Origin of the sequence: Nostoc sp. UIC 10607 (genome assembly GCF_047228265.1) — a bacterium.
In the GTDB taxonomy this organism is placed as follows: domain Bacteria; phylum Cyanobacteriota; class Cyanobacteriia; order Cyanobacteriales; family Nostocaceae; genus Nostoc; species Nostoc foliaceum_A.
Genome location: NZ_JBIQNW010000018.1, coordinates 78428 through 97766 on the forward strand (window position 1 = coordinate 78428; position 19339 = coordinate 97766).

5 protein-coding genes are annotated in these 19339 nt (G+C 43.0%); all 5 read left to right on the forward strand.

Translation table 11 applies throughout. The features are described 5' to 3' along the window. The first annotated feature begins 13 nt into the window (after positions 1-13). The 5 genes from ACEYW6_RS17480 to ACEYW6_RS17500 all read left to right on the forward strand — a co-directional run bounded on the left by ACEYW6_RS17480 (position 14) and on the right by ACEYW6_RS17500 (position 19301). A complete protein-coding gene (locus ACEYW6_RS17480; protein ID WP_412980707.1) occupies positions 14-6610 on the forward strand; it encodes an amino acid adenylation domain-containing protein in 6597 nt (2198 codons plus the stop codon). 76 nt (positions 6611-6686) lie between these two features. Next, on the forward strand, positions 6687-9896 hold the full coding sequence (locus tag ACEYW6_RS17485) for an amino acid adenylation domain-containing protein (protein WP_412980708.1): 3210 nt from the start codon (positions 6687-6689) through the stop codon (positions 9894-9896). Then, positions 9896-10081 (forward strand): hypothetical protein, encoded by a 186-nt coding sequence (locus tag ACEYW6_RS17490; protein WP_412980709.1) that lies wholly within the window; start codon positions 9896-9898, stop codon positions 10079-10081. Before ACEYW6_RS17485 ends, ACEYW6_RS17490 begins: the two co-directional genes overlap by 1 nt. A 150-nt stretch (positions 10082-10231) precedes the next feature. Then, positions 10232-18025, forward strand: a complete 7794-nt coding sequence (locus ACEYW6_RS17495; protein WP_412980710.1) for an amino acid adenylation domain-containing protein — start codon at positions 10232-10234, stop codon at positions 18023-18025. Between the two features lie 97 nt (positions 18026-18122). Next, positions 18123-19301, forward strand: coding sequence for a 2-isopropylmalate synthase (locus ACEYW6_RS17500; RefSeq protein ID WP_412980711.1), 1179 nt, complete (start codon positions 18123-18125; stop codon positions 19299-19301). Positions 19302-19339 lie beyond the last annotated feature (38 nt).

Genomic DNA, 19339 nt, shown 5'->3' on the forward strand with positions numbered 1-19339 from the left:
ATATACTAAGGTTATGAAAGAAATTGTAATTAACTCTACTCAATCTATTGATGATATTTCTGCTTTAACTGAGCAAGATCGACATGAAATATTAATTGAATGGAATGATACAAAGGTAGATTATCCTAAGCACTTATGTATACATCAGTTATTTGAAGCACAAGTAGAAAAAACTCCCGACAGTATCGCTGTTGTCTTCAAAGAGCAACAACTAACTTATCAAGAGTTGAACTACCAAGCCAACAAAATTGCACATTATCTACAAAGTTTGGGTGTAAAACCAGAGGTGTTGGTAGGGATTTGCGTTGAGCGCTCCTTGGAAATGGTAGTGGGATTATTGGGCATCCTCAAGGCAGGTGCAGCTTATGTGCCACTAGATCCAACGTATCCGAAAGAGCGTCTAAGCTTCATGCTGTCAGATTCACAAGTGCAGGTGTTGTTGACCCAGCAAAAGTTCATTGAAGAGTTTGCTGGTAGCGTAACAAAGTTGGTTTGTCTGGATACTGATTGGGAATCGATTAATCACCAGCAAGAGAATCCGACTAGCAACGCTACATCTGAAAATCTGGCTTATGTCATTTATACCTCCGGTTCTACAGGAAAACCAAAGGGAGTAGCTGTGCCGCATCGGGCTGTCAATCGGCTAGTATGCAATACCGACTACGTGAACTTTGTACCTAGCGATGCCTACGGCGGTCAACTACGCGTTGCTCAAGCCTCAAATACTTCATTTGACGCAGCTACATTTGAAATTTGGGGATCTCTCCTTAACGGAGCTAGGTTGGTCGTAATTCCTCAGAATGTTGTGCTTTCGCCCCAGCATTTCGCAGCCTACATCCGCAAACAAAGGATTAGTATATTATTTTTGACGACAGCCTTATTTAATCAGTTAGCCAGCGTTGTGCCCCACGCATTTAAAGAACTCCGACACTTGCTGTTTGGAGGCGAGGCTGTAGATCCTAATTCAGTCAAAGCAGTTTTAAGGAATGGAGCGCCACAGGGATTGCTACATGTATATGGGCCGACTGAGAGTACAACATTTGCTTCTTGGTATCTAGTGCAGGATATTCCAGAAGGGGCTACAAAAGTGCCGATTGGTCGCCCGATTTCCAATACACAAATCTATATCCTTGACTCCAAACTTCAACCAATTCCTATTGGTACTCCTGGTGAATTATATATTGGTGGCGACGGCTTGGCTAGAGGCTACCTAAACCGTCCAGAATTAACTAAGGAAAAATTTATTACCCATTTCTTTGAGAAAGCAGAAGCGAGTAGATTATACAAAACTGGTGACTTAGCCCGCTTCTTACCAGATGGCAACATTGAGTTTTTGGGGCGAATTGATCATCAGGTGAAGATTCGCGGCTTCCGTATTGAACTCGGAGAAATTGAGGCGCTTTTGAGTCAACACCCGGATGTGAAACAGGCAGTGGTAATCGCTCGTGAAGATATCCCTGGTGATAAGCGTCTTGTCGCCTATATTGTGCTTAACCAAAAATTTGATGCGAGCGCGACTACCCTCAAACGCTTTCTTCAAGAAAAGCTACCCTACTACATGGTGCCAGCAGTCTTTGTAATCGTAGACTCCTTGCCTCTCACCCCCAATGGTAAAGTTGATCGTCAAAATCTTCCAGCCTGCGATCGCACACGCCCCGATCTTGAAGAAACCTTTGTCGCAGTTCGTAACCCAATTGAGGAGAAATTAGCGGTCATCTGGGGCCAGTTACTCGCACTTGAACAGATTGGAATCAATGACAATTTTTTCCAATTGGGTGGCCATTCCCTCATCGCCACTCAACTCCTTTCTCGCGTGCGCGAAGTTTTCCAAGTCGAGTTGTCCTTTAATCACATATTTGAAAAACCCACCATAGCTGCTCTAGCTCAACTAATTGAACAGCACAGTCAGCTAAAGCAGCAGTTGCATCGTCCTGCCATACAACGAATTGGGCGTGAGGGACTCTTGCCAGTCTCTTTTGCTCAAGAGCGAGTGTACTTCATCGAGCAATTGGCTCCTGAAAGTAGTGCCTACCAATTCCAGGCAACTATGCGATTTAAGGGTTATCTCAATGTGGCGGTATTAGAACAATGCCTCAACGAGATTGTGCTACGTCATGAAATTTTTCGCACGACTTATCCGGCGGAGAATGGACGGCTATTTCAGGTAATCCACCCAGCCCAACCAATCAGCTTCAGAGTAGTTGATCTCCAGAGATTCCCTGAATCTGAGCGGGAAGTAGAAGCTCAGTGCCTAGTTGAGACAGAAGTGCAAAAGTCGTTTGACCTGAATCAACTACCATTAGTTAAGTGGGTTTTATTGAGGTTGAACGACCAAGAACATCTGTTAATCCACAGTGAGCATCATATAGCTCATGATGGTTGGTCATTCAACGTATTCCTGGGTGAGTTGATAGAACTTTATCAAGCTTTCTATTCGGGTAATCCTTCCCCGCTTCCTCAACCACTCCTCCAGTTCGTGGATTTTGCCCATTGGCAGCGAGAGTGGGTCAAAAGCCAGGAAGCCAAAGCTCAATTGGCCTATTGGCAGCAGAAGTTATCCGGTAGTCCACCCTTGTTGGAATTACCCTATGATCGCCCGCGACCGACAGAACAAACTTACAATGGCGATCAAATCAGGGTGGAACTTCCTATTAAGTTGTGCGAATCTCTGCGAGTTCTGAGTCGTCAAGAGGGTGTCACCTTATTTATGACGATGCTGGGAGCTTTCCTGGTCATGTTGCACCGATATACTGGGCAGGACGATCTTAGCGTCGGGACTGCTGTCGCCAATCGGCGGATGCATGAAGTAGAAAAGCTGATTGGCATGATTGTCAATAACTTGGTATTACGCACTGATTTGTCTGGCAATCCCACATTTCAGGAATTACTCGGCCGAGTGCGTCAAGTGACTCTGGAAGCATACACCAATGAAGATTTACCCTTCGATAAGGTGGTGGAGGTTCTCAAGCCGATACGGAACCTGAGCCACAATCCTCTATTTCAAGTAATGTTCAGCTTCCATGATTCCCCCATGCCAGACTTGAATCTCCCTGGTTTGGACATCAGCTTGCATGAACCTATCAGCAATAAATCAGCAAAGTTTGATCTGGATTTACTGGTTATCCCACGTTCTGAGCAACGTGTGCAGAACGGTTCTAAAACGGGAGCTAAGGGAATCACGCTAGTCTTAGAATACAACAGCGACCTATTTGATGCTGCCACAATCCAACAAATGCTAGAGCAGTATCAAATTTTGCTAGAAGGGATTGTTGTCAACCCAGAGCAGCGAGTTTCCGAATTACCACTGCTAACGCAGACTCAGCAGCAATTATTGCTGGAGTGGAATCAGACTCACAGGGAGTATCCCGCTAAAGAGTGTATTCATGATTTATTTGCGGCTCAAGTGGAGTCAACGCCCGATGCTGTGGCTATTCAGCAAGAAAGTCAACAGCTAACCTACCGTGAATTGAGCGATCGCGCCAATCAATTAGCCCACTATCTGCAAACTTTGGGAGTCCAACCAGAAACCTTAGTCGGTATCTGCGTTGAGCGTTCCTTGGAGATGATTGTTGGCTTACTCGGAATTCTCAAAGCTGGGGGTGCTTATGTTCCTCTCGATCCAGCTTATCCTCAAGAGCGACTGGCTGATATTCTCGAAGATACCCAACTAAGCATTCTGCTGACTCAAGAAAGATTCCAGGACAAACTACCAGATTATGCCGGAAAAACGATCTGTTTAGATACAAACTGGGAAATAATTGCTCAACACAGTACAGCCAATCCGATTACTCACGTTCAACTTCATAACCTTGCCTACATTATTTATACCTCCGGTTCTACGGGTAAACCCAAGGGGGTGATGATTGAACAGCGATCGCTAATGAATTTTGTGATCAACGCGATTCATGAATATGGAATTAATGCAAGCGATAATATTCTGCAATTTGCGTCAATCTGTTTTGATACATCTATTGAAGAAATCTTCCCTTGTCTTTCCGTAGGTGCAACCTTAGTGTTACGCACCGAAGAGATGTTACACTCCAGCGATGAATTTTGGCGGTGTTGCCGAGAATGGCAGTTAACTGTTTTGGATCTTCCCACAGCGTACTGGCACCAGTTAGTAGCAGAACTTAACCCTGAAGATACCCGAATTACCGAAAGTCTCAGAATGGTGATTATTGGCGGAGAAGAAGCTCAACTCGAAAGAGGAAAGCGCTGGCACAGTAGTATTGCTCATCTCTCCCATCCACCCCAATTACTTAATAGTTACGGGCCAACGGAAGCAACGGTTGTCACTACCTTAAAACGCTTAACCCCAACAGCCTCCTCTGTCAGCATTGGACGACCCATCAGCAATACTCAGGTTTATGTTTTAGATAAATATCTGCAAGCTGTACCTATAGGAGTTCCTGGAGAACTGCACATTGGTGGGGCAGGATTAGCGAGAGGATATTGGCAACGTCCTAAACTCACGGCTGAGAAATTTATTGAGAATGCAACCTGCGATCGCCTCTACAAAACGGGTGATTTAGCAAGATTTCGCGCCGATGGCAACCTAGAATATCTCGGTCGAATTGACGATCAGGTGAAAATTCGCGGCTTCCGCATCGAGTTGGGAGAAATCGAAACAGTGCTGAGACAACACCCACAGGTGTTTCAAACTGTGGTTGTTGCTCGTGAAGATATTCCCGGACAAAAGCGTCTTGTGGCTTATGTTGTTCCGCACCAGCCGCAACCAACCACCGATGAATTGCGCCAGTTCCTAAAGCAAAAGCTGCCTAATTATATGGTGCCCTCGGCTTTTGTGCTGCTGAAAGCACTGCCGATGACTCCGAACCAGAAGGTAGATTACCGCGCCCTCAAAGCCCCCGACCTCTCTTGGAGCGCAGAAGATAACTTTGTTGCGCCCCAAACCCTTACAGAAGAGATATTAGCGGCGATCTGGTCAGAAATCTTAAGACTAAAACAAGTCGGCATCCACGATAACTTCTTTGAACTAGGCGGCGACTCTATCCTCAGCATTCAGGTAATTTCCCGTGCCAATCAAGCAGGTATCCAAATTGCCCCTAAACAACTATTTAAGTACCAAACAATTGCTGAATTAGCTGCCGTGGCAGGAATTACTCGCTCTGTCAAAGCCGAACAAGGGTTAGTAACTGGCAAGGTGGCGTTAACACCCATCCAACGGTGGTTTTTCGAGCAGAATTTGCCCGAACCTAATTACTTTAACCAGTCAGCCCTGCTAGAAGTACCGCCAGACTTGCAACCAGAGCTATTGCAGCAAGTCGTGGAACAATTGTTAGTGCATCACGATGCTTTGCGTCTGCGGTTTGTGCAGGAAGGCGAAAACTGGCAGCAGTTTAATTACGAATTACGAATTACGAATTACGAATTATTTAGCGTCATCAATTTGTCGCACTTGTCGGCAGAAGAACAACAAACAGCAATGAAAGCGGAGAACGCTCAACTTCAAGCTAGTTTGAATCTATCTACTGGAGCGATCGCACGAGTGGTGCTTTTTAGGTTGGGCAACAATCAACCTGGTCGGTTACTATTCATCATCCATCACTTAGCAGTAGATGGCATTTCGTGGCGGATTTTGCTCGAAGACTTGGCTACGGCTTACCAGCAAATCAGCTGTGGTAAAGCTATTAAACTACCACCGAAGACAACTTCCTGGCAATATTGGAGCGATCGCCTGACAGAATATGCAAAATCAGAGGCGATATCAGATGAGTTGAATTACTGGCTGGGTGAGTCTAGTTTGAAAGTTACCGCCTTGCCAGTAGATTATCACTTCGACTCTGCTCAGTACAAGCCTTCAGGTAAAGACAATAACACCGTAGCCTCAACCGCTTCTGTGTCCCTTTCTTTAACTGAAGAACAGACCCGCGCCCTCTTGCAAGATGTACCCTCTGCATACAACACTCAAATTAACGATGTGCTGTTGACTGCCCTAGCGCAAAGCTTTGCCCAATGGACGGGAGAACGTTCTCTGCTTGTTGATTTAGAGGGACATGGACGAGAAGACTTGTTTGAGGATGTAGATTTGTCGCGGACTGTAGGCTGGTTTACCACCTTATTCCCCGTTCACTTAAAGCTAGAAGAAGTTGACCATCCAGGAGAGGTTTTAAAGTCAGTTAAAGAACAACTGCGGCGCATTCCCAACCGAGGGATAGGCTATGGTGTGTTGCGATATTTGCAGCAGGATGAAACAATACGCACGAAACTACAAGCGCTACCCCAAGCACAGGTAAGTTTTAACTACCTTGGTCAATTCGATCAGGTGCTTAAGGCGTCTGGTGTATTGGGTTTGGCTGAAGAATTCAAAGCTGAACAGAGTTTACTTAATAAGCGTAGCCACCTATTAGGAATAAGCGGATTTATTCGTGCAGGAAGGCTGGAAATGACTTGGGCTTATAGCGAGAAAGTTCATAAACGAGACACCATTGAGCATTTGGCTTTTGGGTTTATGGAGGCGTTGCGATCGCTTATTGTCCACTGTCAATCTCCTGATGCGATCGGTCATACACCTTCAGATTTTTCAGCAGCCAGACTCAGCCAAAAACAGCTTGACACATTCCTAGCCAAAATTAACAAAAGTAATTAGTCATTGGTCATTTGTCAAGAATCATTTTTTATTCTCCCCACTTGCCAGTCTCCAGTTCCAACTCAGAGGTAGTTTCATGAACAATATCGATGATCTTTATGAACTTTCGCCCATGCAACAGGGGATGCTGTTTCATACCCTTTATGCGCCAGAATCGGAAGTTTATTTTGAGCAGTTGCTTTGCATCCTCTCTGGAGAATTAAATTTTATTGCCTTCCAGCAAGCTTGGGAACAGGTTGTTGCACGACACCCAATTTTACGCAGTTCCTTTTATTGGAAAGAGATAGAAAAGCCCTTGCAAATGGTGAGTAAGCAAGTGGATCTTCCGTGGGAAAAACTGGACTGGCGGAATTTCACGCCCGATGAACAACAACAGCATCTAAAGGATTTTTTGAAATGCGATCGCCAAAAAGGATTTGAACTGGATGTTGCTCCCCTGATGCGCTTCACTATCATCCAGCTAGAGAACTATACTTACCAATTTATCTGGAGCCATCATCATATCCTCTTTGATGGCTGGTCGATGCAGATTATCCTCAAAGAAGTTTTAGCTTTTTATGAAGCACATCAGCGAGGCGAACATTTACGCCTCCAGTCTGTTCGCCCCTATCGAGAATATATTGAGTGGTTACAGCAACAGGATATCGATCAAGCAAAGAACTTTTGGCAAATAACTCTCCAGGGTTTTGAAACTCCTACTTTTTTGGGAGGGAACAGGGGACTGGAAACATATAATGAACAACGTTTTCAATTATCTCAAACGGTAACTGAAAAATTGCAATATGCAGCGCGACAGTACCATTTAACTTTGAATAATTTGGTGCAGGGAGCATGGGCGTTACTAATGTCACGCTACAGTGGGGAAAGCGATGTGGTCTTTGGTGCAACTGTATCCGGTCGTCCACCAACCCTTGAGCAAGTAGACTCGATGGTAGGGCTATTTATCAATACTCTTCCGATCAGGGTAAAAGTTACAAATAAGACAGAATTATTACCCTGGCTCAAGCAATTACAAACCCAAGCATTAGAACAGCAACAGTATGCTTATTGTTCCCTAGCAGAAATTCAAAAGCTCAGTGATATTCCTCCAGGATTGCCATTATTTGAAAGTATTTTAGTATTTGAAAATTATCCGCTAGATTCTGCTAAACAGGAAACCAAAAAAACTTTAGAAATTAGTCATATTAGTTGTTTTGAACGCACGAATTATCCTTTGACTGTAGTTATTAATCCTGCTTCACAATTGTCTGGCAGAATTGTTTATGATACTAGCCGCTTCGAGGAACAGACAATTGCCCGCATGATTGGACATTTCCAAACATTGCTAACAGGAATGTCAGTTAATTTACAACGGAATATTTTCCAATTATCTTTACTCAGCACAGATGAAGAAGATCAATTGATTCTGCTAGAAAATCAGCAAAAAATAGATTCTATTAATTACAAATGTATTCATGTTTTATTTGAACAACAGGTAGAAAAAACTCCTGATGCAGTAGCAATTGTATATAAGCAACAAAATTTAACTTATCGAGAACTAAATAATCGTGCTAATCAATTAGCCCATTATTTACAATCACTGGGAGTTAAACCTGAAGTCCGGGTGGGAATTTGTGTAGAGCGATCGCTAGAAATGGTGGTAGGAATACTGGCTATCCTCAAAGCGGGTGGAGCATACATCCCCCTAGATCCAGCTTACCCTTCAGAAAGACTGGTGTTCATGATGGAAGATGTACAGACACCCATCTTACTAACACAAACTTATTTGCAGGATAGGTTCCCAATCAATAATCAAACTGTGGTTAATCTTGACTCAGATTGGAAAATCATTGCCCAATACAAAGAAGACAATTTACATAGCGAAGTTAATCCAGAAAACTTAGCTTATATCATTTATACCTCTGGTTCAACAGGAACACCAAAAGGAACAAAAGTTCCCCATTGTAGCTTCATTGGATTTATGTTTGGGGTTGATTATATTCACCTTGATGCAGAACAAATTTGGCTACAACATTCATCGATTTCCTGGGATGCCTCAACCCTAGAACTTTGGCCGCCCTTGCTTTACGGGGGGTGTTGTGTGCTGTACCCAGACAAAATTCCTACACCAGAAGGCTTAAGCCGCATCATCCAAAAACAAAAAATTAATATCCTCTGGCTAACTTCCGCTTTCTTCAATCTCATGATTGATACAATACCACAAGGTTTGTCAGGAGTTAAACAACTGCTCATTGGGGGAGAATCTCTTTCTGTAGATCATGTTCGTCGCGCTTTAAAACTATTACCGGAAACGCAAATAATTAATGGCTATGGCCCTTCGGAATGTACAGTTTTTACCTGTTGTTACCCGATTCCCAAACAACTTGCTGAAAATGTGCATTCAATTCCCATTGGGAAACCCATCGGCGACAGAAAAGTTTACCTACTAGATAAAGATTTACATAGAGTTCCGATTGGCATTCCTGGGGAACTTTATGTGGGTGGGGCGAGTGTTGCTGGAGGTTACTTAAATCAACCAACATTAACCCGTGAAAAATTTATTCTTAATCCTTTTGTTGAGGGAGATAGACTTTACAAAACCGGAGATTTAGCCCGCCGTTTTCCTGATGGAAACCTGGAATTTATCGGTCGAATTGATACACAAGTAAAAATTCGCGGTTTTCGCATTGAATTAGCAGAAATTGAAGCGATTTTAATTCAACATTCTGACATCCATCAAGTCGTTGCCATTGTGCGAGAAGATGAACCTGGGAACAAGTATTTAGTGGCATATCTTATTACCAAAAATAATCAGCCAACGCCTAGCAGCCTGCGAAACTTCCTCAAGAAAAAGCTGCCTGATTACATGATTCCCACGGCTTTCGTATTTCTAGAAGTATTCGCCTTAACACCCAATGGTAAAATCAATCACCGTGCTTTGCCTGCCCCAGATACTTTCCAAAGAAATCTAGAGGTTGATTTTGTTGCTCCTCGCACGCCTACGGAACAAGAATTAGCCACGATTTGGACTGAAGTTCTCAAAGTAAAACAGGTTGGAATTCACGATAACTTTTTTGAATTGGGGGGACATTCTTTACTAGCTACCCAAATTATTTCTCGCTTGAGAGAGGTCTTTTCTCTAGATTTTAGTTTGCGTTATTTGTTTGAAAATCCTACTATTGCTGAACTCGCCGAAAAAGTGAGCGATCAACAAATTGAGCAAGCAGAGAATGATGATTTAGCAAGTATTTTGCAAGAGGTAGAGCATTTATCAGAACAAGAGGTAACGCAGCAATTACTATTTTGATGATTAAAACTCATGCAATAACCTTTATGATACCTAACTTATCTAAAATTGGTGTTCAAATGTCGAGTATTACAGGTGTTAAGACCATAGCAAAAGACATTATCGAAACACTACAAACCAAGCAAAAGCAAGATTTTATTAATTTAAGTGCTGGAAGAAACATCAATGTATTCGTATTAGCCTGACAGCAAGCGATGAAAAAATCGAAACTGCTATGGAACGTTTAGCCGAGGTCATACAACAGGTTTACCAACGCAGTAGTTTCAAGAACTCATTTACCGCTATTTCATGATTATCGTCAGGCGATTTTCAACATAATTGTCAGGAATAAAATTATGAGCGATATACTAAAACGTCTTGAAAATCTTTCACCAGAAAAACGAGAATTAGTCATACAAAAACTAAAAAAACAACAGCAACTCTTTGGACAGGATAATCACAGGAAAACTCCACTTCTAATACCCACATCGAGACAACAATCTCTTCCTCTCTCTTTTGCACAAGCTCGACTGTGGTTTCTCGACCAACTAGAAGGCGAAAATTGTGCCTATAATGTCCCTTTTTTCTGGCAACTTAGTGGATTTCTGAATATAGCTGCTTTAGAACAAGCTCTTAGAGAAGTTGTTCAACGTCATGAAGTCTTACGCACTAGTTTTGCAGTTGTCGATGGCGAACCAATACAGGTGATTCACGCTCATCCCCAACTGACGATGCAAGTGCTAGATTGGGGACAATTGACGGAAGAGAACCAGTTAAGCAAAGCGCAGCAGTTAGCGACAGAAGAGTTACAACAGCCATTTGACTTATCAAACCCTCCTTTACTGCGGGTAAAGTTGTTGCAACTGACTGACCAATCTCATCTGTTGTTGCTCGTCATCCATCATATTGTTTGTGATGGCTGGTCAATGCAGATATTCAGCCGTGAATTGTTCAGCATTTATAGCGCACTTTGCGCCAAAGAACCGTCTCCATTACCCGAATTATCTCTGCAATATGCCGATTTCGCTCACTGGCAAAGACAATGGCTACAGGGAGAGGTACTCGAAACCCAACTTAATTACTGGCAAAAACAATTAGCCGCAGTTCCACCCCTGTTAGAATTGCCCACAGATAGACCCCGCCCATCAGTTCAAAGTTTCAGAGGGCGTAGTGAGTTTTTAGAACTGAATCAGGATTTAACGCAGAAGTTGAAGCGTTTAAGCCAGGAATCAGGAACCACTCTCTTTATGACTTTACTGACAGTATTTACGCTGTTACTGTCGCGCTACAGTGGACAGGAAGATATTGTTGTTGGTTCTGCGATCGCTAATCGCAATCGTCGAGAGACAGAACTATTAATTGGTTTTTTTGTCAACACCCTAGCTTTACGTACCAATCTGCAAGGAAATCCAACTTTCTTAGAATTACTGCAACGGGTGAAGCAAGCAACTCTAGATGCTTATGACCATCAAGATTTACCCTTTGAGAAACTAGTCGATGAATTAGGTTTAGAGCGATCGCTCTCTCATCATCCCCTATTTCAAGTGGCTTTTAGCTTGCAAAATGAAACCCAACAGCAACTAGAAACCAATGGATTAACTCTGACCCCCTTCAAGTGGGAAAACACAACGACTCTGCTTGATTTGTCGCTGATTTTCCGCGAAACTCCTCAAGGTTTAATAGGAGAGTGGGAATATGCAACCGATTTGTTTGCAGCTAAAACTATTCAACGGATGACGGGACATTTTGCAGTTTTACTTCAGCGAATTGTCGATAATCCTCAACAACCCATCGATACTCTACCGTTGATTACAGAAGCTGAACGTCAGCAACTGCAAAACTGGAATCAAACTCAAACTGATTACCCCGACGATAAAACTTTGGTTGACTTGTTTGAAGCTCAAGTCGCCAAAACTCCTGATAATCTCGCCTTGGTTTTTGAATCTCAAAGCTTAACTTACCAACAACTCAATCACAAAGCCAACCAACTCGCTCATTATCTAATTCAAAATCACCAAATTCAGCCAGATACCTTAATTGGTATCTGCGTTGAACGGTCTTTAGAAATGATTATTGGTGTACTCGGTATCCTCAAAGCAGGTGGTGCATACGTGCCGATTGACCCTAGTTATCCAGAAGATCGGATTCAGTGGATGTTACAAGATAGTGGAACTTCGGTGTTGTTAACCCAAAGTTTCCTGACAGAAAAATTACCTCTTACTCAACTAGAAAATCCCTGTCAGATAATTTATTTAGATCAGACAGATTTTTCTGAGACGTTAATAGATAATCTCAGTCCAAAAAGTACGCCTGATAATTTAGCGTATGTAATTTATACTTCTGGTTCGACGGGACGACCCAAGGGGGTGATGATTGAGCATCGAGGGTTGACTAATCTGGCTTCTTCTGTGGCTAACACTTTGCAAGTTCAACCCCAAAGCCGTTTTCTTCAGTTTGCTTCTTTTAGTTTTGATATTTCTGTTGCTGAAATTGCTCCCACTCTAGCCACGGGTGCTTGTTTATATCTTGCTAAAAAAGACACTTTGTTACCCGGTCAGGGCTTGGTTGATTTTTTAGGCGATCGCAAAATTTCTCACATTATTGTACCGCCTTCGGCTTTATCGGTATTACCTCAAGCGACCTTACCCGATTTGCAAACTATAGGCGTTGGTGGTGAAGCTTGCCCAGCAGAATTAGTGGCACAATGGGCAACTGGGCGAAATTTATTCAATGGCTATGGGCCTACGGAATCTACGGTTAGTGCGAGTATAGGCATTTGTGAACCTAATGGCAAAAAACCGCCCATTGGTAAACCGTTATCCAATGTCCGCATCTACATTTTGGATGCTCACAATCAACCATTACCCCCAGGAATACCTGGAGAATTATGCATTGCTGGCGTTGGTTTAGCACGAGGCTATCTCAACCGTCCCGATTTAACCGCCGAAAAATTTATTGAAGTTGAATTATTTGGCAAAATTGAGCGAATTTACAAAACTGGCGACTTGGCAAGATGGGAAGATAATGGCAACCTTGAGTATCTCGGTCGCATTGACGATCAGATTAAACTACGGGGCTTCAGAATAGAGCTTGGTGAAATTGAATCGCTATTATTGCAACACCCTTCAGTTAAAGAAGCGGTTGTTATTTTATATGAAACTGATCATAATCCCAGGTTAGTTGGTTATATTACGGCGGCAGAAAAATCCAGCAATTTAGGCAGTCAACTCAAGGATTATCTGAAAATTCGCCTGCCGAATTATATGGTTCCTAGCCAGATTATGGTGTTGGATCAGTTGCCCCTTACACCTAACGGTAAGCTAGATCGCAGAGCGCTACCAGCACCAGATACAGTCACTTCGACTAACTTTGAAATACCAGTCACGCCAACGGAAGAACTGCTGGCGACTTTATGGCAAAGTCTCCTGAAAGCTAAGTCCGTTGGCCGCCAAGATAACTTCTTTGAATTGGGTGGACATTCTCTGTTAGCAACCCAATTAGTTACCCGCATTCGTGACAGTTTTGGAGTGGAATTGCCTGTCCGCAAGGTATTTGAGCAAAGCATTTTATCTGAGTTGGCAACAGAAATTGACAAAGCATCTTCAGTAATTGCTTTACCTCCCATCACACCACAACCTGAAAATGCTCCTAAAACTCTGTCCTTTGCTCAATCAAGACTCTGGTTTTTAGCCCAACTTGAAGGCACTGGAACCTCAGCTACCTACAATATGTCAACGGCTCTGCAACTTGAAGGCAAGTTAAATATAGAAGCGTTGCGTGCAAGTTTTGATTATCTCGTCGATCGCCATGCCATTCTACGCACCTATTTCCCAGCCTTGGAGGGACAGCCGCAAGTAGTCGTCCAAAATCTAGAGGATATAGAAGTACTGGCAATCGCAGATTTACAATCACTTAATCCCCAAACTCAAGCAGAAACTGTACAACGGTTATCAGATATCCACGCCCAAGAACCCTTTGACTTAAATACCGGCCCTCTGTTCAAAGCGAAATTGCTGCAACTGGGCGAACAGAAAAACGTACTGCTCTTGAATATGCACCACATTATTAGTGATGGCTGGTCAATGGGGGTATTTAAGCGGGAATGGGAACAGGCTTATTCAGCTTTTGCTGCGGGGGATGCTCCAAATTTGTCACCGTTGCCGATTCAGTATAGCGATTATGCAGCTTGGCAGCGCAGTTGGTTACAAGGAGAGATTTTAGAAAATCAGAAAAATTATTGGAAACAACAACTAGGCGATGCTCCCCGATTGCTAGATTTGCCTACCGATCATCCCCGTCCAGCACAACAAAGTTACGAAGGTGGGCGTGAGGAATATTGTTTGAGTGGCGAATTGACTGAGAAACTCAAAATCGTCAGTCAAAAACACGGGGTTAGTTTGTTTATGACCCTGTTGACGGCTTTTAATATTTTGCTATTGCGTTACAGCCGTCAACAGGATTTATGTGTTGGTTCTGCGATCGCTAACCGCACCCACAGCCACACAGAAGGGTTAATTGGCTTTTTGGTCAATACATTGGTATTACGGAGCAAAATCAAGCCAGAGCAAGGATTTAGTCAGTTACTCCAAGAAACTCGCCAAACTTGCTTAGATGCTTATGCTCATCAAGATATTCCCTTTGAATATTTGGTAGAACAGTTACAACCAGAGCGCAGTTTGAGCCATAATCCCTTATTCCAAGTGATGATCGTGTTGCAAAACACCGAAGGGGCGGGGACAAATGTTAGTTTACCAGGGCTTGATATTCAATGGTTGGATCAAGATTATCCATTTGCCAAGTTTGACTTGACACTTGACCTTTGCGAAAGGGATGGTCAACTACGCTGTATGTGGGAATATGCCACCGATTTATTTGAGGCAGAAACCATTCGGCGCATGGCGGGACACTTTGAAGCCTTGCTGGAAGCAATCACTGAAAATCCCCAGCAGATGGTCAGTAAGCTGCCCTTGATGACAACAGCAGAAATCCAACAACTGCAACTTTGGAATAAAACTAATACCGATTATCCCAAAAATCAGACTTTAGTTACTCTGTTTGAACAACAAGCAGCACAAACGCCCGATAACATTGCGGTGGTGTTTGAAGACCAAAGCCTGAGTTATCAAGAACTGAACCAAAAAGCTAATCAGCTAGCGTATTCTCTATTAGAACTCAAAGCAGAGCAACAATTACCTGATAATCCATTGATAGCGATTTGCGTAGAGCGATCGCCAGAAATGGTTGTTGGCTTGTTTGGTATCCTCAAAGCAGGTGGGGCGTATGTACCAATTGACCCCAATTACCCACAAGAACGCATTCATTTCATGCTCGAAGACTGTGGAGCAAGGGTTTTGCTAACCCATAGTCAACTCAAAGATAAATTAGCGATCGCAAATAAAGAAACTCTCCCCCACCCCCTCGATACGCGATTAACCGCGTCTTTACCGAAGGTACTATGTTTAGATAAAGATAACTTTGCCAACCAATCTACAGATAACCCAAGTTGCCAAAGTCAACCCGATGATTTAGCTTATGTCATTTACACATCAGGCTCCACTGGGCAACCCAAAGGCGTACAACTACTACACCGTGGTTTAACTAACTATTTGCACTGGGCCAAAGACTTTTATGCAGTAGCGCAAGGGCAAGGTACACCTGTGCAGTCTTCCCTTAGCTTTGATGCAACCATTACCTCTCTTTACCTACCTCTAATTTGTGGGCGTACCACCATCTTGGTAAGAGAAAAACAAGAAATTGAAGCTTTAGCAAACATCGTCAAACAGAACAAACATCTCTCCCTTGTCAAAATCACACCGTCCCATCTGGAAATCCTAAATCAGCAACTCAATGCTGATGCTATGCCAAATCGGGTTAATGCCTTTGTTTTAGGCGGTGAGGCATTACATACCAACCAGATAAGACCGTGGCTGACTCATGCCCCCAATACCCGTTTGATCAACGAATATGGGCCAACAGAAGCGGTTGTAGGGTGTTGTGTCTACGAAGCAACTGGGAAGATGGATCTAATTGGCGATTTATTAATCGGACAGCCAATTGCTAATGCACGTATTTACATTTTAGACAACCAAAACCAACCCCTACCTCCTGGTATTCCTGGCGAACTTTGTATTGCGGGTGCTGGTTTAGCCCGTGGCTATCTCAACCGTCCCGAGCTGACAGCAGAAAAATTTATAGAACTCGACTTATTTGGCGAACGAGAACGAGTCTACAAAACCGGAGATTTAGCCAGATGGTTGCCTGACGGTAATTTAGAATATCTGGGGCGAGTTGACAACCAAGTAAAACTGCGCGGCTTTCGGGTTGAATTGGGTGAAATTGAAGCCTTGTTAGCCAAACACCCGAAAATTCAGCAAGCAGTTGTGATTTTACAAAGAGAAGATGCGATCGCTCAACGCTTGCTAGCTTATATTGTACCCACACCAACAGATAAAGACTTTGAAGATAAAAGTCTGCAAGTTGAACAAGTCGAATTATGGCAACAAGTTTTCAGTGATAGCTATTCTCAGCAACAAACCCCAATCGATGATCCAACTCTGAATCTAGCTGGTTGGAATGATAGCTACACAGGAAAACCCATTCCCCAAGCAGCGATGCGGGAATGGCGAGATACAACGGTTGCCCAAATTTTGGAACTTGAACCCAAACGGATCTGGGAAATCGGTTGTGGGACAGGGATGTTGTTGTTTAAAATTGCGCCCCATTGTCAGCATTATTTGGGTACAGATTTTTCACTTGAAGCGTTGCAGTATATTGAACAACATCTCAAACAGCAGTCTCTTAACGACAAAGTTACTTTAAAAACCAGTGCAGCTAACCAATTTGATGGTATTGAGACAAATGCTTATGACTTGGTAATCATCAATTCTGTTATCCAGTATTTTCCCTCTCTGGATTACTTTTTACAAGTTTTGGAGGGAGTTGTTAAAGCTGTGACAACTCAGGGTTCAATCTTTATTGGAGATGTGCGTAATCTTCAACTACTAGAAGCTTTTCACACCGCAGTCGAGTTTTATCGCGCCCCCGATGAGCTGTCAATTAGAGACTTGCGTCAACAGATTAAAAAAAGCATTGACACCGAAGGCGAATTACTAATTGATCCTGATTTTTTTATCGCCCTAAAACAAAGAATTCCTCGGATTACTCAGGTACAAATTCAATTACAACGGGGTTATGCTCAAACGGAAATGAGTCGTTTTCGTTATGACGTTGTTTTACACCTAGATCAGACAGATACTCCCGTTGCCGAACCACAATGCTTAGATTGGCAAGGTGAAAAACTGAATTTGGAAACAATAGGAAGAATTTTAACAACTCAGCAACCGGATTTGTTACGCATTAACAATATTCCGAATGCTCGTCTAACCTCAGAAATGGCGCTGTTAGAAGAAATTGCTCAATTAGACAGTACTGTTTCAGATTTAAAAGCCGCAATTGCCCAAGCCAAACCGGGGATAGAACCCGAAGTGTTCCGAATAGCGGGAGATTTACCTTATACCCTTTTTATCCAATACAGTTCCACAGGGTTTGCTAATTACGATGTTGTTTTTCAACGAAATATCCCCGGACAAGTTACATTGCCACGATTTACTCAAGGGGAAAATTTACGACTCAAACCTTGGCAAGATTACGCAAATCAACCGTTGCAATATCGCACCAATCAAGTTGATCCAACTTTATTAGCCGAATGGCGGGAATTTCTCGGAAAAACTCTCCCTGATTATATGATTCCTAGCCATTTCACTGTCTTAGAAAAACTACCACTAACACCAAATGGAAAAGTAGACCGGAAAGCTTTACCTGCACCAAATGCAACCGTTTTATCAACAGACATTGAATTACCTGTAACCTCGACAGAAAAATTGCTGGCCCAATTGTGGGCGAAGCTGCTTAAATATGCAGCAATCGCCCGCCATGATAACTTCTTCGACTTGGGGGGTCATTCTTTATTAGCCACTCAACTGTGCTACCGCATCCGCGACATATTCAAAGTAGAACTACCTCTGCGTAGGGTATTTGAGTATCCCACCCTCACTGAATTAGCAAATTATCTCGATACCTGCATTTGGATTAATGCCTCCACCGCAGATATGCAACCTTTAAACTCAGACGAAGAGGAAATTGAACTATGACGCAAGTATGACCTGGAAAAGGATCAATTGCCAATTACAGCACTAGTCTTTTGTCAAACGAAATCTGAATCTTTTCTTTTTTAAGGAGTATAAAACAATGGAAACCCTTCCTATCAAAATCTACGATGATACCCTGCGCGATGGAGAACAACAAGCGGGCGTTTTCTTCTCTTATCCAACTAAACATCAACTCGCCCATTTAATTGCCCAGACGGGGGTTCATGGAATCGACGTTATGCCCTTTATCTGCGAACAAGAAACTGAACTAGCTAAAACATTAATATCAAAAGGATTGGATGGTCTGATTTTTTCGGCTACCTTGATGAACAAGAAGTTCATTGATCAAGTAAAAGACTGTGGTATTAAGCGAATCGTCATGATCTATGCGCTTTCTGACCGACTACTCTTTTTGAGAGATCCTCAGATCCGTTTGATGAGCGAGTTTCAAGGAAAAACCATTGATGATGACATCCCAGCTAAAGTAATCGATAGAATTCGTCAAAATGCTATTGATTCAATTGTCGAAAATTTGCACTATGCCACAAAGGTTGCAGGACTCACCGTAGACTTTGCAGGCGAGGATACCTCAAGAGCCGATTTTGACTTTTTAGTGCAATGTATCCGCTCTTTTAGTCCTTATATCGAACACTTTATCCTCTGTGATACAGTAGGAATTCTCACTCCAGAAAAGAGCTATGTCTGGCTTAATGACCTGCTCCAATCTACTACAGGAGTAGCATTGGGTGTACACTACCACAATGATATGGGTATGGCTCTCGAAAATACCCTCCAGTCCCTGATGGCGGGAGCGACTTTAATATCGGGTACTTTTTGCGGGATTGGAGAGCGAGCCGGAAATGTTGCCATTGAGCAGGTGTTAAATGGGTTGCGAGTCCGCTTTGGAATTGAAGTCAGTGGAATTAATTATGATGCGATCGCAGCAGTAACTGATTACATTGATCAATTAGGATTTCGTCCCGCTCGCCCTTACTCTCAAGGTGCTCAAAGGCATGAAACGGGTGTTCATATCAATTCTTTGTTGTCTGACTCCAAAAGCTATGATGCTTTTGCTCACAGCACTATAGACGTTATTTTCGGCAAATGGAGTGGAGCTAGTAATTTCCAATATCTGTTTGAAAAACAACTCCACAATCCCCAACCTAGAGAGCAATATGAGAAAATGCGCTCCGCAATCAAATCTCTTGCTATTGAAGAAGAACGCTATTTTACAGCAAACGAAGTGTTGGAGTTATGGAAAAATGGGGCTTTTAATTAATCCGTGCGATCGCGCAGCGTCTCCGCCAGGAGAAGGAG